Genomic DNA, 25559 nt, shown 5'->3' on the forward strand with positions numbered 1-25559 from the left:
TGAAATAAACTCATGAATAGAAATGCCTTTTTGGAATTGAATCTGATTTTTAGCCATTTTCATTTACCTCCACACAGACTTATTTTAAGTATACGCCTATGGGAGCTGAATTTAAGTGATAATCAGGTCTGGCTTTGTCATCAATTATGCGGCATACCACAACAGCAAGGTTTGCCCAGTGTGGGACAGTGGCGGCAAGATTTACTGGAGCTTCGACACGAACAGCTATCGCCCCCCATGCCGATGATGCAGATATTGCGCGATACGATCTTAACTAGCAGAACTATCTGGTTGCTAGGATTCTCCTACATTCTGGTCTACCTCATCAGAATGGCGATTAACGATTGGGGAAACCTGTGGTTGTCAGAAACACATGGCGCCAATCTGCTCAGTGCCAATGCGACGCTCTCACTGTTTGAACTCGGTGGTTTAACCGGTGCGCTGTTTTCGGGTTGGGGATCGGATTTACTGTTCCGCGGCCAACGCGCCCCAATGATTCTACTGTTCGCGCTTGGACTGTTCATGGCTGTCACCGCATTGTGGCTGACTCCCATTCATCACTATGCGCTGTTGGCAGTCTGTTTTTTCAGTATCGGTTTTTTTGTATTTGGCCCGCAAATGCTGATTGGGCTGGCAGCAACAGAATATTGCCATAAACAAGCCGCCGGTACCGTCACTGGTTATCTGGGATTGTACGCCTACCTGGGCGCGGCAATTGCAGGTTGGCCTCTAAGTCAGATGATTGCCCACTATGGCTGGTCAGGGATGTTTGCCCTACTCACAGCCGCAGCCGCCATGATGGGTTTGCTGTTGATGCCGCTGTTAATGGCAGACGTTGGTAAAAGGGAACATATGGCAGGGATAGCACCGAGACTTTCCGATGACAAGCAGTTTTAAATACCAAGGACAAAATAATGAAACTGAAACCTTTCTCTACACTTATCGCAGCCGGTCTGGCCGTTGCTGCATTTACCAACAGCGCTCAAGCCGCCGGACGTTTGATCGTTTATTGCAGCGCCACTAACGCTATGTGTGAAACTGAAACCAGAGCATTCGGTGAAAAATACAATGTAAAAACCACTTTTGTCCGTAACGGCTCAGGCAGTACCTTGGCAAAAATTGAAGCCGAAAAACGCAATCCACAAGCGGATGTCTGGTACGGCGGTACACTGGACCCACAATCTCAAGCGGGAGAGATGGATCTGCTGGAGCCTTACAAATCCCCTAATCTGACGCAAATCATGCCGCAGTTCCGCGACCCGGCTAAACGTAAAGGCAACTACAGCTCCGCCGTTTACGTCGGTATTCTTGGCTATGGCGTCAACACTGAGCGCTTAAAAGAGAAAAATCTGCCGATCCCAACTTGCTGGAAAGATCTCACCAAACCGATATATAAAGGCGAAATTCAGATTGCCGATCCTCAAAGTTCAGGCACTGCTTACACTGCGTTAGCAACCTTTGTTCAGTTATGGGGCGAAGATCAAGCATTTGATTATCTGAAAAAACTCAACGCCAATATTTCTCAGTACACCAAATCCGGTATTGCCCCAGCACGCAATGCCGCCCGTGGCGAATCCGCGATTGGTATCGGTTTCCTGCATGATTACTCATTGGAAGTAGAAAATGGCGCACCACTAAAACTTATCGCGCCATGTGAAAGTACCGGTTATGAAATCGGCGGCGTAAGTATCATCAAAAATGCCCGCAATATGGATAACGCTAAACTGTTTGTTGACTGGGTATTATCCAAAGAAGCACAAGAATTGAGTTGGAAGAAAGGGAAAGCTTATCAGATCCTGACCAATACCAAGGCGAAAGCTTCTCCTTTGGCACTTAAATTATCTGATCTGAAACTGATCAATTACGACATGGATAAATATGGCGCCAGTGATGTACGCAAAGAGTTAATTACCAAATGGGTGACAGAAGTGAAAATGGCTAAATAAAGCCAGTCAAGGGCGGAGCATTTCCCGCCCTTAAGAAGCTATCCGTCAGGCTACCTTATGTTCCCGCACCAATAATGCCTTAGTGCCTAGCTTCTTACTGCTTTACTGCTGCTACTACACAATAATAATAAAACGGAAGGAAATTATGTCTCACGCCTTTACCCTGCCTATCAGACAAAAGCAGGATGCCGTGTTCTGGTGGATTACTCTAATGTGGCTAGCCTTCGCGCTTCTGCCATCATGGAGCCTGGACTACGGCCTTTTCGAATCTACTCAAGATGAACTCTTCGCCGCTTATGGCTGGAATGGATTAAACATCGGCTTACTGTGGTTCCTGCTGCCCTCAGTGCTGCTACTACGTCCACTGACACCAGCAAACCGCAATCAACGTAACCGCCACTATTTTGATGCAGGTTATGCTTTATTATGCGCGCTATTTGTCGTTATCAGCGCAGCTATTATTGGTCGTGGGCTAGGCTACTCGACGATTTTCCTGTTTATCTCGCTGGGCGCGATTATTACTCTGGCCCTGTCTCGCCTTGAATGGTTAGGTGGTGATAGTTTTGTTATCGGCTCATTAGTCGCGGTTATTGCCCTCATCGGCATATTTATCCTTTATCCGAGTATTGCCATCTTTATTCCGATGTTTACGGATGATGCCGGTCAGTTTGCCCCATTTGCTTTTATATCGATCCTAGGGCAAGCACATATTATTCAGGTTATCATCAACTCTGTTCTACTCTCGCTGGCGGTTGGCGCAGGTTGCACCTTCTTCGGGCTAGTACTGGCAATTTATACCGCCAGAATCGCCCGCCGTTCCGCCATTATTGGCCGGGTATTCTCCATCTTACCTATCGTCACCCCGCCGTTTGTTGTCGGTTTAGGCGTCACATTGATGATGGGCCGTTCCGGTTATATCACTGAATTTATGGCAAACTGGTTTGGCCTAACCAACACCAACTGGCTGTATGGCTTTACCGGCATCTGGCTGGCGCAAGTTCTAGCCTTCACACCAATGGCGTTTATGATCCTTGATGGCGCCATCAAAACCATCCATCCCTCATTGGAAGAAGCTGCCTATACTCTGCGTGCCAATCGCTATCAGACGTTCTTCAATGTTTTTATCCCGCTGTTGAAACCGGCACTGGCGAACTCTTTCCTGATTGTCATTGTCCAGTCGCTGGCAGATTTCAGTAACCCACTGGTACTGGGCGGTAGCTTTGACGTACTGGCGACCCAGATCTATTTCTATATCACCGGTTCTCAACTCGACTATCAAGCCGCCAGTACTCTCGGCGCTTCGCTGCTGGTTTTCTCGCTACTGGTCTTCTGCGTTCAGTATTTGTGGATTGGTAAACGTTCCTATGTCACGGTTTCCGGCAAATCCTACCGTGGTGATGTACAACCGTTGCCAACTTCACTGGTTTGGGGTGTCTGTGCCATCCTGTTTATCTGGGTTGTATTCAACATTCTATTGTACGGCAGCATCTTCTACGGCAGTTTCACCGTTAACTGGGGAGTGGATTACACCCTGACCTTGGATAACTTTATTAAACTGTTCGGTCAAGGGATGAACGACGGCGCATGGCCATCATTACTGGATACCTTGCTCTACGCCGGTATCGCTGCCCCTATTACCGCTATTTTGGGTTTGCTGATCGCCTACATTGTTGTACGCCAGGAATTTCGCGGTAAAAAAACCATTGAATTCACTACCATGCTATGTTTTGCCGTACCGGGTACCGTCGCCGGGGTTTCCTACATTCTGGCCTTCAACGATTCACCTTTTTATCTCACCGGAACTGCGGCAATCGTCATTATCTCCATGACTATGCGCAATGTACCGGTGGGTATCCGGGCAGGTATTGCCGGTCTTGGACAAATTGATAAATCACTGGATGAAGCTTCACTCAGCCTACGCGCCGGATCGATGAAAACCATCTTCCATATACTATTACCCTTACTACGCCCGGCGATTTTATCTGCACTGATCTACAGCTTCGTCCGTGCGATTACCACCGTCAGCGCGATTGTCTTCCTGGTCACACCAGACACCCGCGTAGCAACCTCTTATATTCTGAATCGAGTGGAAGATGGTGAATACGGGGTTGCTATCGCTTATGGCTCGATCCTGATTGTAGTTATGCTGGCCATTATTTTCTTATTTGACTACCTGATTGGCGAAGCGCGGATTTCTCGTTCCAAAGCCAAAAACACACAGTAATCACGGAGTGACGACATGACACAACAAAATTTTGTCGAACTGAAAAATGTAACCAAACGGTTCGGTAGCAACACCGTGATCGATAATCTGGAGCTCTCTATTCCACAGGGACATATGGTCACACTGTTAGGGCCATCCGGCTGCGGTAAAACCACCGTATTACGTCTGGTTGCCGGACTGGAGAAACCTAGCGCAGGTAAGATTTTCATTGACGGTGAAGACGTTACAGATCGCTCTATTCAGCAGCGGGACATCTGCATGGTATTTCAGTCTTATGCCCTATTCCCACATATGTCGCTAGGGGAAAATATTGGTTACGGGCTGAAAATGCTAGGCCGGCCTAAAGCAGAGATACGGGAACGGGTTAAAGAGGCGCTGGAGCTGGTGGACTTAGGCGGCTTTGAAGATCGTTACGTAGACCAAATCTCCGGCGGTCAACAACAGCGTGTCGCTCTCGCTCGCGCACTGATCCTCAAGCCTAAAGTGTTACTTTTCGATGAACCGCTGAGTAACCTTGACGCCAATCTGCGTCGCAGTATGCGCGAGAAAATCCGCGAATTGCAGCAGCAATTTAATATTACCTCGCTATATGTTACTCATGATCAAAGTGAGGCATTTGCAGTTTCCGATGCGGTACTGGTGATGAATAAAGGTAAAATCATGCAAATCGGCACGCCACAAACACTCTATCGCCAACCGGCGTCTGAGTTTATGGCAAGTTTTATGGGAGACGCCAATATCTTCCCGGCGACTTTAGGTACTGATTATGTTGAGATTTTTCAATATCGCCTGCCACGGCCAGCAAACTTTACCACCAACAAACAATCGGTAACGGTAGGCGTCAGACCGGAAGCAATTACCCTGAGCCATCAAGGTAATACCAGCCAACGCTGCACCATTAGCCATGTGGCTTACATGGGGCCACAATATGAAGTCACCGTCGATTGGCAAGGGCAAACTCTGCTATTACAGATTAACGCTACCCAATTGCAACCCGATGTTGGCGATAATTATTATCTGGAAATTCATCCGTTTGGGATGTTTATTTTGGCAGAGAAAAGCAGCAGTTAGTTTGATTACAAAAAATCCTGACTTTTAGATCAATAGGCCGCCAAATGGCGGCCTATATAATGAAAATACAGACACGAAAGGAATAGCTGAGGTCATCACAGGTAAGCTGCGCAACAACCTGATAGGTACGGTTTGACTGATATTTAACGGTCAATGGTCTCGATTTGATAACTACTCTGACCTAGCTTATATAGATAACATAGATTAAAACTTGCACAACACTATAGCAAAGATTACTATAATAAAAATTACCATTGCGGGGATTTCGTGGCTATTTACTTAACAAAACTTTTTAATAAAAAAGCCAAAAAACTAAAAATCACCACAGATACCTTACTTAAAGCGGCGTCTGAGGTCATGAATGGTGTATTTGAAGCTGATTTAGGCGGTGGTGTTATCAAGAAGCGGGTTCCTTTAAAAGGCACGGGTAAAAGTGGTGGCACACGAACTATCATCTTCTTTAAAAGTGGAACTAACCTGTTTTTTTCGATGGCTGGTCAAAAAGTGAAGTCAGCGGAAAAAGAGCTAAGGAAATCGAGGACGATGACTTGGAGGGTTACAAAGACGTTGCCGCAGAACTTCTAAAGTATGATGATAAAAAAATAAAAAAAATGCTCGAACTAAAACTTTTGGTAGAGGTGAAAGATGAGCACTAAATTGGACGAAATGCTTGGCTTTGCAAAAGAGCTAGAAGAGGCTGGTATTTCTAACGGTGATTTAACCAAAAAACTTGAAGCTAGAATTCAAGTTCGCAATTTAAGTAAACATATAGCTAAAGCTCGCCCGATGTCTGGCGATGAAATCAAGAAATTACGCGACCGTTATAACATTTCTCAAGCTAGTTTAGCTCTGGCGCTTAATATGACGAAAGAAAGCGTATCAAAATGGGAGCGTGGTGAAATTAAACCCAATGGGGCAGCATTAAGAATGCTAAACCTCATTGATAAACAAGGATTGAAAATTATCACCGCTTAACATAACCATTAAAGGTACCTTTCGGGGTATTCTGACCGCTGACAAACCTCGTTTAAGGCACTGATACAGGAGCGGAAATTATGAAAATGCAGACTTTTGAAAGCGTATGGGACGCGATCAGTGATACACCAGAACAGGCCGAAAACATGAAGATCCGTGCTCAACTAATAAATATTCTCAATGCATGGATAGCAAAACGGAAATTTACCCAAGCTGAAGCCGCTAAATTACTGGGGATTACCCAACCCCGTGTTTCAGAACTTGCCAAGGGGAAAATACAGCTTTTCAGTGTGGATAAGTTGATTGCGATGATGGCTCATGCTGGTGCATATATCCGGCATATCGAGATAAGCGAGCCGGAAGTCGCTTTAACCACATTACCCGCCGTTTAACTCTCTCAAAAGTGAGATCCAGCGCTTAGCACGCTGAATTTCACTTTTACTTAAAAGCCCCTGATTTCATTACCGCTATACAATTTGTAAGGTTCTATGCCATCTTTTTTCAGCTCATCGACGCTATATACGTAAAAGTCAGCGCCACCATTTAACCCGACAAACTCACCACGAAACATCTCGATTTCCGGGTCAAAAGTGATCACAGCCATATGGCCGTCAATTTTTAACGTATTGTTTATCATGACCTAATTCCTAATCAAAATAACAAGAACCTGGCAAATAATAAAAATAAATTTACCAGATTCCTAATTAAATATTAGATACAGAAACAGCGACAAATATACCCTATGGATTTCAAGATGCATCGCGGCGGCAAAGGAGCGAATCCCCGGGAGCATAGATAACTATGTGACCGGGGTGAGTGAGTGCAGCCAACAAAGAGGCAACTTGAAAGATGACAGGTATAAACGTATTATTTAAGTAGTTCTCTTACCTGACCAGCAAATGCCTCTCCGCCATCCTTCGCGGTATAACATACATGCAAAATAATATCTGTCAAATTATCCAGAATATCTCGCTGTATACTGTCTGTTGCCGCTGATGGGAAGGTAAGTTTCCAGTCAGAAACCGCCCCCGTTCCTTCAAAAGGTAAATAGCGATCATCACCGAAATTAAGATTAAATGTACCGCTATCATTAATCCCGGATGAAAGTGCGATTTGTTGACTCGCTCTCAAATTCGTAACAATTTGTTTATTATCGCCTTCTTTATTTGAAAGTAAATATTTCACACCATTAATATCCGGCGTTTTCAATGTATAACTTTTGGTTTGGGTTAAAATCGCTTTAATATCCTGATAAGGACCAATTAATGTCGGCAGCGTAACCGATACAGAAGTGATCTGGCGTAAATAATGCCCGGCATAATCCTGATCAAATAATTTCTCATTCAGTATAAATGTAATTCCTTCACCGGTTTTAAGTTCAGATTGAATATCTTGCCATTTTTTCGTATCAGATAATAGATTTTTTAACGAAATCGTTTTAGTTAACTCTAAACGACGTTCATTACGATTCAAATAAGCCGATTCCATTTTCAATAAATTCAGTTTAATCTTTTCTCCGACCAATAAACCATTATGATTATCGTCCCAACCATTTTGTACAATAAATTGTGTGGAAAAATCCCCCATTTCATATTGCCAACATGCTTGTGCATTTAAACATAGCGAAAGCACTGCATCGTAAGCCTGACGATATAATGACATCATCTGATCATTCAGCCATTGATAAAGCGAAGATTTCGTTACCCTGGTCACAGTAAGAAACTGATACATATCCTGCTCTTTTTGCAGTTGTGCCTGAGACTGTTGTAATGTTGTATTCGCGGCGGAAATTTGCGCCTCTTGCTGTTCAATCTGTTTTTTCAACATTTCCAGCTCACTTTCCGCCTGTTTATATTGAATCTCCCACTCTTCACGTCGCCGGTTATAACTGGCTTTAACACTCAATGCATCACTTGCCATTTGCATCATTAATGATGCCGTACGTGTAATACCGGCGGAACAAACAAGCGGCATATGCCATCGTTGTCCACCAAATGACGTTCCCGCAATGCTAGGTATCAGCGAGGCGGCACCGGCGGCGGTTAACATTCCTTCCTCAACAGAAGAAATAATTTTTGCCGTACCTTGTAAATTCAAGGCGTTGGTTTCATCTGTAGAAATGTTTTCATCATAAAGCGCCTTATAATGATCAATCCGTTGTTGTAATGTCTGCTGACTTTTTAATAATGCCTGTTTCCCTTTTTCAGCGATTGTGACAGCATCTTTCTGCAATGAAATGGTAAAAACAGCTAACTCTTTCAAATGTAATTGATTCAACTCTTCCTGTTCCGCACGATCTTTATGTTCTTGCGCACTCAAGAGTAAATCACCAAAATGACTTAATGTATCTACCGCATGATAAACACTGGGTAATAATGCCCGGAAACGATAAGGCGGTATATTCAAAATAGCCGTACTACCTGCTGCTAATAATGATCCACCGTTCGCCAGTAAAGCGAGCAAATTTTTCGGATCGACAGGTGTTGCATATAATGGTAGCGATAAAGGTTTACCATCTAAAGTTAAATTATGGCGCAAATTATAAAATCTGCTGGATAAAATATCCCAATACCACAGTAAATCATTATTCAAAGGCACTCTGAATATCGCATTATCCACCGCCGTATGAGCACTGACTTTAGTCGCTGGAAGATCAATTAATATATCAGGATCAAGATTACTCTCAAATTCGCGTAATTTATTATTCTTTGAAGAGGTGACATCTGCCAATTCAATCGGTAGCCAATGACTGACTAAATCAAAATCAGGTCTGGGGCCAAGTAATTGCTGTGCTTGAAGATAGCGTAATTTAGCATTATTAAGTCCGTCATTGGTCAGAAAGCGATAAAAACTATCACCGAAATCAATTAAGTTCTGCACATACATTTGGAATATGGCTTTCTTATAATGTACCGGATCGGCATAAGCTATCGCATCTGGATCTTGTAATCCTTTTAGTTGTACTGAACTATCTTGAGAAACCTCTAATAGGCTGCAATTCCAATAGCTTGGGCTACCATTAGCCTTATTTTTTACTCCTGGATTGAAAATATAGTGTAACCAGTTTTGAGCATCCTGATATTGTTGTGAAGCATTGAGTTGATACGCAACTAAATAAGGCACATGGAAGAAAAGCTCCCAGAAATAAATACTATTTGCTCCGTTAAGCGCTGAATAATTATTTTCATCACTCCCCGGAATAGGCGGCTCTTTAATATGTTGTGACTCCCAATTCAATACATCGGCAATAGAGTGGTTAGCCCGCGCAATAAGCTCCTTGCCAAATAGAGTATTTAATCTGATAGATCGATATTTAAATTGTAATTCAGTAATATCCAAATACTGTGCTTGCGTTTTTTTATCATAGGCCAACAGCAAATTAGGATAGGGTGTTTTACTTATTTTAACTTCATAATAATTATAACCTAAATCCGCATCTTCACCCTCGTTCTTATAACCTAATTTTAAAAATACACTCGAATCATTACCATTTATTTCATCGAGATCAAGTTCTACAGTAGGAATAATACTCTTTCCATTGAGTAATTGGCGTTCTGAATATAACAGACTATCGTTCCCTCCTTTAGTATGCCATAAACAGAAATTAGCTTCCCGATAACCGGAATGATCAATATCTACTTTTGGCGTACCATCTCCAGAAGCAACAAGTTTACCACCAGATTTATTGAGTTCTGAACTAAATACTTTAGCTTCTTTTAGTCCAGACAATGGTACTTCCATTTCTTTGGTAAAATGATAGGTATTACCTTGCTTTTGTCCCCATTCAGAAAAATTAACGTTCAACTCAGGATAACGACTCTGACTAGAATTAAACATAATATAAAAGTAGTCACCTGATCCATAACTATTATCATTAATAGTCACCGCGACAGAAACGGTTATTTTTCCATTATTTTCTTTTGCGCCATCAGCAAGTGAAATATTAACCTTCCCTGCTTCACTAGATTTACTTTTAAGATCAATATCACATACTACAGATTTAATAATCTCTTCCCCAATTGACAAACTATTATTACCACTGAGACGTAGTTTTCTACTACCCATTTCAGCAAATAGGCTCATTTTTTCTGTCGCAAGCCCAGGATAACTTCCTGACTCCTGATAAACAGGTTTATCAACTAATTTATATGCATCCCCAAAATAGGCTGACAACATATTTGATTGTGTAAGATCTTCCGTAGAATTAGATTTAATCTGTTGATAAATATAGAGATCTAATGACTTATTACCAACCAGAGGCACAGGAATTTCGTTAAATAGTAAATTACAGGAGTACGGATAATGTTCTTCTTTTCCTGACTTATAAATAGCAGAAATAACTAATACCGGTTCAGCTCGCAAATCCATTAACGCAATTAATTCAAAACCATCATTAACTTTACTCTTATCGCCGGTAAAAGTACGTAATTTATTTGGCAGACTCCATTCACCATTAAATTTTCGATATATCAAATTAATACTATAATAATTTTTTTCTTCATTATTATTATCAACTTCATGTGCCAACCAAACGATATGAAGACGACCATCAATAACAACTGGCCGGATCTTAATCACTTCCCCAGTAGCAGGAATACTAATTTTCTCCCATTCTTTCCAGGCGGTAGGATTAATGACATCTTGCATATTTCGATTAGCCATATTCAGGGATCGCCAATAATATTGACCTGGTGTAATATTCATCTTACCAATAAAATAATATTCGGCTTGAGCGGGAGCTAATTCTTTAGTCGTATTGATATAGCCACTCATTAACTCTAAGTTACTTATTTCTTCAAATTTATTTAAATAATTCAATATAACTTCTTGAACAACTTCATCACTCAACTTCCCTTTATTTAAATTATCCTCCAACTCTTTAAAATCACTTGTTTTACCCTGACGCAATATAGGGCTAATATAATTCTCTGGATAATTCCATAACTGTTGAAAACCAGCCCAAATATTATATTGGCTTAAAACATCACTCCATTTCTCTACTCTATCTTCATATTGATAATCATACCCAGGTTCCATGTTAAGCATAATGCCATTAATATATTGCTGAATACTGGAAATCGCTTGTGCAACGACACTGGTATTAACCTGACTAGATACCTGATTATCAATCAGTAAATATTGATATAAATCATCCGGCGTTTTTAAATCTGGTGAATTAGCTGTTTTTGAAATATGCCCTAAGTAATAACTAACCAATCCATCACGAACATTCTCAGCTAATTTTTTAGAAACAATATTTTTCATATCCTGAACCTCTATTAAAATTTTTTATTCCACCATGACAATTATGTTTACAGAGTTGCTACCATCGCTGCACCAACCTGCTTATAATCCTCATAAGAGGAATGAGCATTGATATTTATCGTCGCTAATAATGAACGCATGGAAAGAGCCATTTCCTCAGACCAAACTTTAAGTCTCATCATGATATCTATTTCAGCTAATGTTTTTACTGTATTCTCTTCCTTGCCAATAATATATGAATTAGCTAAAAGCACCTCATCACTCTGCCATGACAATAGTTCAGACAATATTTTCACCATATTAGTTTTATCGTTACTTTGATTATTCGTATTGACTAGTTCCAAATAACGCAATATTTTATCTTCCTCATTATCTAAAGAGGCAACTAATTGCATCCAATCTCGGTAGCGACTAAAATAATAAATAACCGATAAAGAAAGTTGCGTGTTTTGACAGCCAAACCGTTCAGGATGTTCAGAAAAATGATTCAACATCACAGTACTCAATTGGAACGTCTTAATCACTGAAATATATCGCGATAAGTCATACATCAGTATCAAATAATCCTGACTGATCATCTCTGGCTGTAAATTTTTCTTATCAAACAGTTCAAATGACTTCAATAAAAAATCGTAACTACTTGAGCCAATCCAATTTAAAATAAATAAAGGAAATGGTTGTGATAGCTGAAATGCATTTGCCAACATACTGGCTGATATTGCATTTTGTGCGGATTGAGTTTGAGTAATAATTGCAGCCCATTGCTCAGTAATAGATACTTTGACTTTCTCATCAAGTAATATGCTTTTTATCGCTTTATTAATTTCATCATTAATATTAACATCAGGTTTAACCAAACCATATTTTTGATGAGATACTGCGTTTAAAACAGTTTGACGTAGAGTTAACCAATCAATCAAATCACCATTATTATCCAATGCAGGTAAGATATTTTCTGACAAACTTTCCAGCATTAAACTTTCTGAATTACGATGCAATCCAACTTGATTAATAAAGGCCACCTGAGCCGCATTTCCGGTCATAACAACTTCATTAGCTGGTAATAAGAATAGTTGAAGAGTACCAACAGATAATTTATTTATTCTCAACCATTCTGTAGCCTGCTCCATTGCAATCATAATATCCAGTATATCTGTTTGTCTATTATTTCCTGATTGCGATAAATAAGGCATACCCGCGACCTGTTTTAATACTTTATTTCCACCTATTAGCGTTAAAAGAACCACACCTTCTTGTGGTGTTAACCCAAAAATTCTCGACAATCGCACAATGCGATAAAACGCAGAAATAACAGCAAGTGAACATGTTAAACTCTTTTTACCAATCGATTCAGCAACTAATGGCGCTAATAGAGCAAAATCCTTTGCTTCAATTTTCAAACCAGCACATAACTTGCTAATAATCTTATCATCCTGTTTTGTTTCCGAATAAAACTCACGATCATCAATTACCAATGGCGTATCAAATAACGAAGATGAATTGAAAATCTGATCGAAGAAAGGAATGGCTGTCCCCGTCGAAAAAGGAGTAATTTGATATATCAACGCGGCAAAATCATCAGGCGAAATATGATATTTTTTACTCCAATGATGAAAAATTCCTAACATACGTAAGGTATTATCATTCATCTGTAATTGTTTATTTTCATCCCCTTCTGCCCGCATCGTCGAAGTTACCAATAAATCAATTTTATCTACCGGAAAATTAACCCATTTCCACAATCGTATCATGCGATTTAATCTATCAAAGCGTTCATGATTTACACCGGATAGTTTATTTACCTCTTGCGGTAAATTACCACTTGAAACAAATTCACGATACAAATGTAAGAAATCACTCTCTTTTGCATTTGGCCCATTAATAAAAACGGCGCCATAACTATAAGGAGCCTCAGGTATACCTAAATTAAGCACATGTTGAGATAATCTCACATTATTTTGCTCTAATGCAGCTTCCTTATTTGTAGATATTCCTTTTATACATAATAATTGCTCAACCTCTGCAACAGAAAGAGCTGTTTGTGTAGTAAAAGTTGATAACAATTCAAGTAACTCTGCATTATTAACACCGTAATTATCCTGATAGAATTGGCTATTAGGCGTATTCAATGGCTCATTAATTATTTTTCGCTGATAAATACCTAACTGATTTGCTAAAGACGCGACAAATTCTCCATTAGCAGTATTCAGATTGGATTTAAGAAAATAAGGATAACTCTTATCTGTCTGTTGTATCATTTCCAAACAAAAAAGTTTTTTATTATCAAATGTTAGATTAATTTGGTTTTGCGCATAATCATAAGGGAGTTGGAATGGATAACGTACACTAGCTAAAAGATCATTACTGGATAAATTGGTTTTTCCTTGCTGTTTTAGCATAGCTTCTAAACGTTGACTTAGCATAGTATTAACCAATGACAGTGTTGAAACCTCCTGATTAATACTGACGTCATCCAGCATTAAATGCGCTAAATCAGAGCGGCGATCATCCATTTTAATGGCCTCAGCACCCGCATTGGATTCAATATCCATCGCTAATTTATAAATTTCTGCTAAATAAGCAACCGGTGAATTATTTGCTTCCGGCGCGCCATTTGGACAATATTGCTGCCAGTTATCCTGAAATAAGGATTGATATTGAGGACCTTCTTTTAATGAAAGCGAAGAATAACTTCTGGCATATGTATTATGAGTATAATGCTGCTGGCGAAATTTACGGGCTATTTGTATAGCATAGCTGTTTGCTGTATCATAAATACCTGCTGCCTGATGATCTGAATTATACTTCTCTACAAATAGATTACGGGGCATTCTTATAAGATCAAAAATAGATTTATAACCTAATTCAATTATCTTATCAGTAAAGTTATATTTATTACCTATTTTCTTTAGCAACGGGCTGATATCATGATTCATAGGATTGCCTTTATTTATTGGAAATATATGGATGGGTGTTTTATCTAAAAACGATAATAGGCTTGAGAACAGAGATGCAATAAAGAATAAGAAGTTTATTGCATCATCTGATGGTTATTAAAAACAGTTAGTTATCAACTGATTTTCGGCTCAAGTGTAATCAGAGCATAGCCCGCACGATTGGGTTTATTTTTATGTGTCACTCTGAGTAAAACAATTTCCGAACGAGTAATATCATTTGGCGCAGTATAAGTTGCAGTATACTTTTCGATGTCATTACCAAACTCATCTTTTGTAACTTCTGGTTCACCTACCTTAATATTTCCTCTTTCTGGCATGAGGCTCCATTCACTTGGAGAAGTCAAATCATTACCGACAGAAGAGAACTTCATTACGGCATCAGGTGTTAATAACTCTTGATTATAACTAGGATCAATCCTGAACTCACCTTTCGTGTTTTTACTGATAAGCAAAATATTAACTTTATCTAAATCGCCATTATCAGCAACAGCCGTCACCGTAACCATATTATATCCGGCAGGGAAAGCAGCTGGAGGCGTATATTTTCCATTCGCATCAACAACACCATAGCCAGTACCCGTTTCCACACTCCAATTCACTTTCTTATTGCCATAAACAGTAAAATTGGCTTCCTTATTAACATCATTCTCATTGATAACAACAAAAGAAGGACTAACCGATACAGAAGAGGGCAACAGAGTGACAACCGCTGAAGCTTTAGCGTTCGTTCTTGAGTCTGTCGCAGTAATTGTCACAATTTGACTATTTCCTTTTATCTTAGCCGGTGCCGTATAATCTCCCGTATTAGCATCAATACTTCCCAATTCCGCTGGAGTGATGGACCAATTTACCGTTGCATTGGTGTTGGTTGTAAATTTATGCTTAGTTTTCACTGGCATAGTTAATTGAAGATCATTGATTTTAAAAGCAGTTGATGTTGGAGAAATATCACCAAATAGCACCATATCCCCAGGCACATACACCTTATCAAACTCAAGATAATTGCTTTCAGGGAACAGAAGGTGATTAACTGCAAATAGACTTATACTATTTAACTTAATTTTAGATACGTTGGCTAAATCCGTTTCAACGGCGCCTTTAACAATTTCCGCTGTTTTATCAATAAACTGTGATTGAAAATCAGGGCCTATAAGACTTCCCCAACCAGATGGGCCTTGTTCATCATATTTAACACCCATTCCATAATGTGATTCCAACTTAATTTCATCATTAGATATAACTGTAGGTGTAATATCTATCGATCCATCAACATAGAAATCAATTTTCGATTTGTCATAATAACCAAGTATGCCATCTTTCATAATACCCACTTGCTGAGCAAAATGATAAGATTGACCATTATTACTTACTCCAGAAAAGATAATTTTTTCCCTCTCAGGTTTAATATACATTCCAGAATAAGGGATTTTCACCTTCTCTGGCCAAATATTAGTGGCGCCATTATATTTAACCAATCCGGTCCATACTGTATAAGATCCTTTTTCATATTGTACAGGTTTATCACTTTCAGAATATCCGTTTTTTATATTCAAATATTTGGCTGAATCATTTTGTTGACTATTGAGACTGACCAGCTCTAATTCTACTCCTGTTGAACTCGGTAATAAACTCTCATATTGCGGTTTAAGAATATTCTCAAAAAGTGTCTTATTACTGATAATTAGCATCGCAGAACGATTATCCGGTATCAAATAAGGAAAATTACTTGAGTTAGTTGGTAATACTCCGCCGTTAGGGTTATAGTGTGTTGCAATAAATAACAACACCGCCCCATGACCATAATTATCAGAACTACGTAAATTAGCATCGGGTGCAGGTTGGGTTCTAATTTTAAACATTTTTGGAACCAGTCCAGCCGTATTATCCAGCTTCAAAATACCTAACTCATAAGTTACATCATTATTTTTAAGCCAATTACGGAAAAACTCTTTTACTTCTGCTGGCGCATCGTCAATAACATTGACTACACTCAAATCTCCTTTTTTAAACTCAACAACAACTTTTCCATCATTACCAACAGAGCCTGTTCCCGCAATCAAATTTACGGTTATCGTCATATGGTAATCATTATTCGGTGTAATTCTTTGATAATTCTTTACTCTACCATCATCATAAAGTTCTACTATCGTACCAGAAATAAAATTTAATTTTACCGTTGCCTGAGAATCTTCAATTGATGAATTTTCAAAGGAAATTAACGGCACTCCCAACGTCAAATTATCAAATTTTATCTTTTTATTTCCACTTTCCCAGCAAATAGGAGAAAAATGTGTACCTTCACTCACCTTTCTTACATATTGCTGTTCAAACAGCATATTTATTTTAGTTCTATCATAGGCAGCAATAATATCCCATCCAAGAGTCTTCGTTTTCCCACTAAAATCATTAACAATACTATTTTCTGTAGACATATAATCACCTATGTTTGAAGTTATGAAAAACATGTTATTAAGGTAGGCGTATTAGATAATAGCTACCGCCATCATATTAGTTCAATAATATGAAATTAACCACCAGGATAATTTATATTTTCGCTCTATTACCAACTTAGGAATAAGTTGAAAAAAATATATATTATCCAATACATCCAAATAGATTGATAATTAATTAGGATGCATATGATTAATATAACATGTATCAATGTGAATATAACATAGGAAAATATTCACATAAAATATGTAGCGGCCAATATATAATATTAGCCCTACAATTAATATTTAAATATAACAAATCAATAACTAAAGGATAATAATTACACTACAAAACACACATTATAAGTTTTGTGAATATCAAAGCCCCCTTCTATATGGCTTATTACGTCTCAGGTTGCTTTGCCAGCAAAGCACAATAACGCTCAATATCCACGTTACCGCCACTGACAATGACCCCTACCCTTTGGCCTTGTAATGGCTCACACATTTTGCGGGCAGCGGCAAAACTCAGGCAGCCGGTCGGTTCGACAATCATCTTCATTCTTTCCGCATAAAAACGCATTGTCTCCACCAGTTCCTCATCAGAAACGGTGAAAATATCATCAACATTCTTTCGAATAATATCGAAAGTATATTGCCCAAGATGTTGAGTTTGCGCCCCATCAGCAATGGTTCTAGGCGTATCGATATGAACAATTTTTCCCCGACGAAATGATTGTTGAGCGTCATTACCGGTTTCCGGCTCTACACCATAAATTTTACATTCAGGAGAAAAATGGCGGGCAACAAGCGCGCTCCCTGAAAGCAATCCTCCGCCACCGAGACAGACAAACAACGCATCCAATCCCCCAACCTCTTCAAACAGCTCTTTTGCCGCGGTTCCCTGCCCGGCAATAACGTGCGGATGATCATAAGGAGGAATTAAGGTCAACCCGTGCCTTTCTGATAATTCCCGGCCAATTTGTTCACGATCGTCCGTATAACGATCATAAAAAACGATTTTACCGCCATAACCTTCGGTTGCCGCTACCTTAGCCGCAGGCGCATCGAACGGCATAATGATTGTCGCCGGTATATTCAGTATACGAGCCGCCAATGAAATCGCCTGAGCATGATTACCCGATGAATAAGTCACAACCCCATTGCGGCGCTGTTCGTCACTAAATTGTGATAACGCATTAAAAGCACCACGAAATTTAAATGCTCCCATTCGCTGATAGTTTTCACACTTAAAAAATAACTTAGCGCCGGTCATTTCATCAGCAGTGCGGGAAGTCAGAACCGGCGTACGGTAAGCATAACCTTCTATACGCCGGGCAGCGGCAATAACATCATCATAAACAGGGATATTTTTCATAGGAATAACCGCAAGTTATACGAAATAGCAGACAAAATATCTACGCCAGAAAAATCTATCAAGAATAACTATAATTCAGAATCTCTGTGCGCCTGATTAATAATTGCTTTTGCCATCCATTTAGTAATCTCAATAATTTCTTCATTATCCATCTGCCAGATATCTTTCATCACCAGAAAGACTTCAGAACCATAAATCAGGGAAAAAGCACGAATGACATTTTCCAAAGTATCCGGCGGAAAATGCCCTTTTAATGGCTCAACAACCATTGCCAGGATATCTTTACGATGCCCACGAACCAATTTCTTTTCCTGTTTATCCTCAGATAAACGTCCCTGAGCCCATTGCTGCAAGGAAACTAACAGAGCTGCTCGTAACGCGCCTTCATGTTGAAACATGCGAGGATAGGCAAAATTCAACAACTCAATAATCCGCTCCTCAGTTTTTTCACTGGCCGGCTTCCAGGTAAGAATCGGCCCAAGGCTAGCGCCAACAATTGCATCAATTAAATCACTTTGAGTCGGAAAATAGCGATATGCCGTTGCCCTGGAAACACCAGCATGCATTGCCAATTCAGAAACCGAAGGTATCGCCCTCTGTTCAAAAAGTTCCAACGCCACATTTATTAACAATGTATAAGTTTTTTTCCGAGTACCGGTAAAATGAGTTTTCGTCTTCGAGTCCATCATCCCCCACAACTCTTTCACAGTAAAAATCGCTACATTAACACTTATGGTTAAAATATTTTTTCGCTATCATCACTCTACTTAACTATCTACAAAACGATCAAATTGATTCAGCCTATTTATGGATAAAATGAGATGACAGTCTCAATTTGATAATATAACAGTGATACTTGAGTCTCATCTTGACTATAATCTGTCCATGAATGAGTAGTCAGCACCAGGGAAGTATTCATAATTATAATGAAAAAAAACCAAGGCTATGTTTATATCGCTACTATTTTTGATACCAAGCGCGCAGAAATTTTCTACGTCAGGGATCTGATCAAAAAAGCCGGCCTTGCTGTTCGAACTGTGGATTTGACTACTCAATCTGGCTCACTGGAAAGAGGCGCCGATATTACGGCCCAAACAGTAGCAGAGCATCACCCGCAAGGTAAAGAAGCCGTTTTCTGTGGTGATAAGGGGAAAGCCATTTCCGAGATGTCAGTTGCTTTTAATCTCTTTTTATCAAAACAAACTGATGTTTTAGCAATCCTAGGTCTGGGAGGTTCCTGCGGTACAGCACTGATCACGCCGGCAATGCAATCTTTACCCGTAGGTATACCAAAACTTATGGTTTCTACTATGGCCTCCGGTGATGTTTCTGGCTATGTGGGTGTTAGCGATATATCTATGCTCTATTCGGTCACAGATGTATCCGGTCTTAACCGTATTTCTCGCCAGGTGCTAAAAAACGCGGCCAACCAAATCGCAGGGGCAGTCTATTTTCATGAAGAGAGCAATATTGAAGATAAACCGGCTATTGGTCTGACGATGTTTGGTGTGACCACACCTTGCATACAGTTATTAACCAGAGAGTTGGAAAGCAGTATGATTGTCTGGTTTTCCACGCAACCGGCAGCGGTGGCAAAACAATGGAAAAACTAGCCGAAAGTCGTTTGCTTCACAGTCTACTGGATATCACTACCACTGAAGTTTGCGACTATCTGTTTGGTGGCGTTCTTGCCTGTGATACTGACCGTCTGGGGGCAATAGCCCGCACGCGAATACCTTATATCGGTTCTTGCGGAGCGTTGGATATGGTGAACTTTGGTCATCTGAGCACTATCCCAGAACGCTACAAATACAGGCAATTTTACCGTCACAATTCGCAAGTAACATTAATGCGCACCATACCCGAAGAGAACCGCCAGATGGGAATTTGGATCGCAGAAAAACTCAATCAGTGCGAAGGAAAAGTAAAATTTATTATTCCAGAAGGTGGTTTCTCCGCTCTGGATATTAAAGATGGGCCGTTCTGGAATCCTGATGCTAATCAAGCATTTATCCAGGCTTTCGAAGCTACATTTATAGAAACGGAAAATAGACAACTAATTAAAAGCCCTCATCATGTGAATTCACCTGATTTTTGCCAACAGGTGATTGATGAATACCGGCAGATGATGGCTTAACATCAACGGTAATATCGTTGCAAAAACAACACTGACACTGAAAGATTATATACAACTAATTAATGACTAGGCAAAAAGTTGCCAGAAGAGGGCATTCTAATGCTATTGTTCTATCAGTGACGAATTTACGACGTGTCTGTTGGAACGTTGTACTAAAAGAAATTAAAGCGGTTGACTATTCGTGTTCTAAAGGGAAGCCATAAGAACTTCCTGTTAATAACCTTGCTGTAGATGTTAGGAGTTAACAAACTAAATTAAAACATAAATACACCTGCTTTGTTTTCTCCCTTTCGGAGCTTATTTCCGTCAACACCAGGCTCCTGCGGCCCCCACCGCAGGAGTTTTTTTATGAATAAACCGGCAATAGATTAAAATTTGATAAGATATGCGCGACAGCATTCAGTACACCAAATAGAAAAATCAAGCCGAGCATCACATTACCTCCCCAAACCCTATACATAGGGCTGCCAAATCGCTTACGAGATGCTCTGGCAAGTAATGCGGGAACGATAGCCGCCCAAACTGTCGCAGCAAGGCCAGCAAAACCTATCGCATGAATAAAGCCATTCGGGTAAATCATTCCACCCACTATTGGCGGAAGAAATGCCACCAGTGCCGTTTTAAAACGCCCCAACTTGGTATCATCAAATTTAAACAGATCAGCCAGATAATCGAACAACCCAAGCGTGACGCCAAGGAACGAGCTGGCAACCGCAAAGTTGGAGAAGAGAGTTAATAACAAACCCAAAGCTGAACTGTTCAATCCTCCACTTAATGATTGCACCAAAACATCAATATTGCCCCCTTTTGCTATGATTTCGACAAAATCAGGCCGGGAAATATTGCCCATTGTTCCAATCAACCAGATCAAATAAAGCACCAAAGCCATTGATGTGCCAATAAACAGGCATCTCTTGATTTTCTCTGGCTCTTTTCCATAATATTTCATCAGGCTAGGAACATTACCATGATATCCAAAGGAAACCAGACAGAAAGGTAAAGTCATCAATACATAAGGCCAGTAAGTTGGATTGACTTCAGTTGTATTAAACAATACCGTGGGTTTAACGTTATAAAGCAGACCGCCAAACGTCATAAAGAAAGTTAATACCTTAGCGCCAAGAATAATCGATGCTATCCGGCTGACAGTTTTAGTACTTAACCAGACAATAAACGCCACAACAAAAGCAAATAAAAAACCACCAAACCCAGGCGAAAAATCTATCGATACCTCCCGCATAGCATGTTGAATAATCGAGCCGCTAGCGGAAATATAAGCGTAGGTCAGTATATATAAAACAAAAGCAAGGGTAATACCATTAATGATATTCCAACCATTGCCCAACAGATCTTTCGTGATGGTACTGAAACTTGAACCAATTCGATAATTAAGATTGGCTTCCAATATCATTAATCCTGAATGCAACATGCAAAACCAGGTAAAAATCAAAGCGGCGATTGACCAGAAAAACCATGCTCCTGACATGACAACCGGTAAAGAAAACATGCCAGCGCCAATAATTGTTCCACCAATGATCATGGCGCCGCCAAATAAAGATGGAGACGATTTTTCTATCGACGAAGTAGCCATATGCGTTACCCTAGCGTGGCTTTACTTTATATAGTAAGCAGTAAAATTGGGGATGCTTTTCAACAAGAAGCATCCCGATCTTTATTATTTAATTGGTTTTAATCTTGCAACGAAATGACGTAATACGGATGGTTCATAAGTAAAAGTTAATCCTTTAATCTGAGAAAATTTCTCCTTCAAGGAAATAAAGGCTTCTACAACATAATCCATATGATCATTAGTATAAACACGACGAGGAATAGTTAATCGCAAAAGTTCCATTGGTGATGGTTTCTGTTTTCCGGTTTCTGGATCACGCCCTAATAACAAAGAACCAATTTCCACACTTCTTATTCCCGCCTCCAAATATAATGCATTATTCAGTGCATGAGCCGGGAATTGTTCCCCCGGAATATGTGGTAATAATAATTTAGCATCAACAAATACAGCATGACCACCGGTTGGATATTGAATAGGAATACCAGCCTCTCTTAATCTGTCACCTAAATAAGCCACCTGATTAATACGATATGCCAGATAATCTTCATTCATCCCCTCTTCAAGACCAATTGCCAGTGCCGCCATATCGCGCCCGGCAAGACCGCCATAAGTAACAAAGCCTTCCATTGGCACACAACGAGTACGCACTTCATTAAACAGATCTTCATCATCACGGAAACAGCAAAGACCGCCAATATTAACCAAAGGATCTTTTTTAGCCGACATTGTTAACATATCGCCATATTGATACATCTCTTTAACGATCTGTTTAACGGATTTATTTTCATACCCCTTCTCTCTTTGCTTAATAAACCAAGCATTCTCACAAAAACGAGCTGAATCAATCACCACAGGAATATTATATTGCTTTGCAATCTCATACACGGCTTTCATATTAGCGAGAGAGATGGGCTGACCGCCGGAACTATTACAGGTAACCGTTGTAATAATCGCGACAACATTATCAGCGCCATGTTCTGCTATCGTTTTTTGCAATTCATCAATATCAAAATCGCCTTTCCAATCATAATAAGTGGTTGTATCAAAGGCTTTTGATGTGACGACATTAATCGCTTTCGCTCCATTTAATTCAACATGAGCCGCTGTCGTATCAAAATGGAAATTAGAAATAAAGACCGGATGCTTTGCCCCACCTTGCGCTTTTTTACGGGCAATTAATGTCGGGAATAAGATTTGTTCTGCGCCGCGCCCTTGATGAGTCGGAATAGTATATTGATAACCAATTAATTCATTAACTTTATCACATAGATGATAATAGTTACGGGAACCTGCATAAGCTTCATCCCCCATCATCATCCCCGCCCACTGACGATCACTCATTGCTCCGGTACCGGAATCTGTCAGCAAGTCAATATAAACCGCGTCACTGGGTAATAAGAATGGATTATACCCGGCCTCTGCTAATGCTTTTTCACGTTCGGCACGAGTAGTCATGCGAATATTTTCTACCATTTTAATACGGAAAGGTTCTGGAATACGTTTCATATATATTTTTTTATCCAATAGTTGGCTATACCGCATAATTCAGACAAATTTCCAAGAACAGACAGAAATACGCCAGAATAAATGTAGTGATTACAAGATGTAATTTTAAATATAACCAGAACAGCTAATCAGGGAAAAAATGAGAAATACGGTGATCGACATTAAACCATGCTTGCATATTACAAGAACAAATAAAATAATAACGTAAAAATATAGAAATCATAAAATGCATTTATTCCCTGATTAAAATCAACTATTAAGATATAGATAATATTTAAATTATCCGTGACCAATTCCACAAAAATAAAAACATCATAAATATAATTTTACATATGAATTCGACTTAATGAATCATATAAATCAACAAGAAAAACAGATAATAAATTTAGTTTAATAAATATAACAATGCAATTAAGCACCATCAATTAAATAAATTATTAACACAGCAAACCACCCCATAGAAGCTTAAAAAAATCAAGTTAAATAACGTAAAAATTAATAGCATTATTTACTAAGTTTTTTCAGGAATAAAAAATAGCTTTATTAGATCTATTACTATTTAATTCATTAAACTACAATATTCTCATTCTGGATAAAATTAATCTATTCTCATATAATAAAATAGATATTATTGAATATAGGATAACATATGGAACAACATAAACCCTATTGGAATCGAATGGTCCCGGAACTTACTGTTACTGACTTCTCTCTATCTCTGGATTTTTATCAAAGAATTCTCGGCTTCCAGTTGCTTATTCGACGAGATAATCCAGATTTTGCATACTTAGCACTTGGTGAAGCACAACTCATGCTTGAAGCGTTACATGATGATGGCTGGAACACAGCCTCATTAAATTATCCTCTTGGGAGGGGGGTGAATTTTCAGATTGAAGTTGATGATTTAGCGCCTTTACTGCACAACTTAAAAGCTAATAACATCAAACTTTATCGAGAGGTTAAAGATAATCATTACCGTATTGATGAAGTCATTGCATGTCAACGAGAGTTTCTTGTGCAAGATCCTGATGGCTATTTGCTACGTTTCAGCCAATTCATAGAAAATATAATGGCGTATTAATTTAAATAGCCTTAGCCAATGACTTTAATAGCTGAAATATACCCTCCAATTTATTCTATTTTTAATCCATAAACAAAAGCCCGCCCTTTATTAAAAGGGCGGAAAATAGGAAAAAAAGAGGTGGAATTTCGCATAACACAATCATTATACCAACTGAATATCAATAGAATTCTACTTTCGATTAACGACTTTTTTCAGATAAAATAGGCATTGGATAATCAGAAGTTAAACGATTAGGAGCTTGAGAACCGATAATACATGTTGCAGTATGAGATGAAAAAATAACGCATTTTGCCGCACATATAGGAAAGTGCGGGTACAATATACAAGCATGGATAGATGTAGAAAAAGCAGAAAAGAAAGTTAACGTTAAAAGGGTCCAAAGTAACTGGTGTTGTAGTCTATTTATCATCATATCACCTCGCTGAATGGTATATTTTCATTTCCTTATATTCTACTCCTTTAAATTAATTATAGAGCAAAATTTAACCGCGAAAATTTTTCTATCACTTCGTTGATAAATCATTTAAGTTATCGAAAAAAATTGAACAACCAGATTCTAAACATCTCATCACCCAATAAAATTATTCATCAACATTAAACTAGAAACAATATTTGAATAAAGTTATCTAATGATTTAATAAGCATGTTAAGATATCCATAACTACACAGTTGATATCTCACAAATACTAATAATAAATTAAAGAAATTATATAAAATATTTTTAAAAATTGGCGTTTAAATTTTTTACCAATTCAAGAAATCATTTAAATATCTTAATTATTTACAATCAAATTTATTTACCTTTTGACCTACATTTCCTTACAACAAATACACTATACTCACTAAATGTATTAATAGTGCTGTAGCCACAGTATATGCATCCCCAGCGGAAAAAATAGGCGCTAAATTTAGCAACCTTATTTCGACAATACAAAACCATTTGGTTCTCAGATTCCACATCCACCTTGTACAACATATTCGGCAAAAATTTATCAATTTCGCTAACATATCTGG

15 protein-coding genes and 4 pseudogenes are annotated in these 25559 nt (G+C 39.1%); 10 read left to right on the forward strand and 9 right to left on the reverse strand.

Going from position 1 to position 25559, the window contains the following annotated elements:
- Positions 1–126: 126 nt before the first annotated feature.
- From EAE92_RS17245 to EAE92_RS17275, 8 genes and pseudogenes are all read left to right on the forward strand, one after another.
- Positions 127–897 (forward strand): annotated as a pseudogene (locus tag EAE92_RS17245) (MFS transporter); the annotation flags it as partial.
- A gap of 17 nt (positions 898–914) precedes the next feature.
- A complete protein-coding gene (locus EAE92_RS17250) occupies positions 915–1946 on the forward strand; it encodes an ABC transporter substrate-binding protein (protein WP_214068970.1) in 1032 nt (343 codons plus the stop codon).
- Between the two features lie 145 nt (positions 1947–2091).
- Positions 2092–4170, forward strand: a complete 2079-nt coding sequence (locus tag EAE92_RS17255; protein WP_105396051.1) for an ABC transporter permease — start codon at positions 2092–2094, stop codon at positions 4168–4170.
- Positions 4171–4185: 15 nt separating this feature from the next.
- Positions 4186–5241, forward strand: coding sequence for a ferric ABC transporter ATP-binding protein (gene fbpC / locus EAE92_RS17260; protein ID WP_214068971.1), 1056 nt, complete (start codon positions 4186–4188; stop codon positions 5239–5241).
- 52 nt (positions 5242–5293) lie between these two features.
- Positions 5294–5449, forward strand: a pseudogene (locus EAE92_RS25430) (replicative DNA helicase); the annotation flags it as partial.
- A 59-nt stretch (positions 5450–5508) separates the two neighbouring features.
- Positions 5509–5897, forward strand: a pseudogene (locus tag EAE92_RS17265) (type II toxin-antitoxin system RelE/ParE family toxin).
- Positions 5887–6216, forward strand: a complete 330-nt coding sequence (locus EAE92_RS17270) for a helix-turn-helix domain-containing protein (protein WP_065390143.1) — start codon at positions 5887–5889, stop codon at positions 6214–6216. The pseudogene EAE92_RS17265 and the gene EAE92_RS17270 overlap by 11 nt, the downstream one beginning before the upstream one ends.
- 80 nt (positions 6217–6296) lie before the next feature.
- Complete coding sequence (locus EAE92_RS17275; RefSeq protein ID WP_214068972.1) at positions 6297–6608, forward strand: helix-turn-helix domain-containing protein; 312 nt, start codon at positions 6297–6299, stop codon at positions 6606–6608.
- Positions 6609–6658: 50 nt separating this feature from the next.
- Here the strand turns inward: EAE92_RS17275 and EAE92_RS17280 are convergent, their stop codons facing one another.
- The 6 genes from EAE92_RS17280 to EAE92_RS17305 form a co-directional block, all read right to left on the reverse strand.
- Positions 6659–6853, reverse strand: coding sequence for a type II toxin-antitoxin system HicB family antitoxin (locus EAE92_RS17280; protein WP_214068973.1), 195 nt, complete (start codon positions 6851–6853; stop codon positions 6659–6661).
- A 230-nt stretch (positions 6854–7083) separates the two neighbouring features.
- On the reverse strand, positions 7084–11481 hold the full coding sequence (locus tag EAE92_RS17285; protein WP_214068974.1) for a Tc toxin subunit A-related protein: 4398 nt from the start codon (positions 11479–11481) through the stop codon (positions 7084–7086).
- Positions 11482–11528: 47 nt separating this feature from the next.
- Positions 11529–14417, reverse strand: a complete 2889-nt coding sequence (locus EAE92_RS17290; protein WP_214068975.1) for a Tc toxin subunit A — start codon at positions 14415–14417, stop codon at positions 11529–11531.
- A 134-nt stretch (positions 14418–14551) separates the two neighbouring features.
- A complete protein-coding gene (locus EAE92_RS17295) occupies positions 14552–16870 on the reverse strand; it encodes a hypothetical protein (RefSeq protein ID WP_214068976.1) in 2319 nt (772 codons plus the stop codon).
- Between the two features lie 403 nt (positions 16871–17273).
- A complete protein-coding gene (locus EAE92_RS17300; protein WP_214068977.1) occupies positions 17274–18248 on the reverse strand; it encodes a threo-3-hydroxy-L-aspartate ammonia-lyase in 975 nt (324 codons plus the stop codon).
- A gap of 68 nt (positions 18249–18316) precedes the next feature.
- The gene (locus EAE92_RS17305; protein ID WP_036808325.1) at positions 18317–18937 is read right to left on the reverse strand and encodes a TetR/AcrR family transcriptional regulator; all 621 of its coding nucleotides are present in this window, start codon (positions 18935–18937) and stop codon (positions 18317–18319) included.
- Between the two features lie 237 nt (positions 18938–19174).
- Here EAE92_RS17305 and EAE92_RS17310 point away from each other — a divergent pair.
- Positions 19175–20385 (forward strand): annotated as a pseudogene (locus EAE92_RS17310) (Tm-1-like ATP-binding domain-containing protein).
- Positions 20386–20731: 346 nt separating this feature from the next.
- Here EAE92_RS17310 and mtr read toward each other — a convergent pair.
- From mtr to tnaC, 3 genes are all read right to left on the reverse strand, one after another.
- Positions 20732–21976: a tryptophan permease gene (gene mtr, locus EAE92_RS17315; protein ID WP_214068978.1), complete on the reverse strand. Its 1245-nt coding sequence runs from the start codon at positions 21974–21976 to the stop codon at positions 20732–20734.
- An 84-nt stretch (positions 21977–22060) separates the two neighbouring features.
- Positions 22061–23461 (reverse strand): tryptophanase, encoded by a 1401-nt coding sequence (tnaA, locus tag EAE92_RS17320; protein WP_214068979.1) that lies wholly within the window; start codon positions 23459–23461, stop codon positions 22061–22063.
- Positions 23462–23585: 124 nt separating this feature from the next.
- Complete coding sequence (gene tnaC / locus EAE92_RS25435; RefSeq protein WP_071647071.1) at positions 23586–23693, reverse strand: tryptophanase leader peptide; 108 nt, start codon at positions 23691–23693, stop codon at positions 23586–23588.
- Between the two features lie 417 nt (positions 23694–24110).
- Between tnaC and EAE92_RS17330 the strand changes: the two genes are divergently transcribed.
- The gene (locus EAE92_RS17330) at positions 24111–24542 is read left to right on the forward strand and encodes a bleomycin resistance protein (protein ID WP_214068980.1); all 432 of its coding nucleotides are present in this window, start codon (positions 24111–24113) and stop codon (positions 24540–24542) included.
- Positions 24543–25559 lie beyond the last annotated feature (1017 nt).

Origin of the sequence: Photorhabdus hainanensis, from assembly GCF_018448965.1 — a bacterium.
In the GTDB taxonomy this organism is placed as follows: domain Bacteria; phylum Pseudomonadota; class Gammaproteobacteria; order Enterobacterales; family Enterobacteriaceae; genus Photorhabdus; species Photorhabdus akhurstii.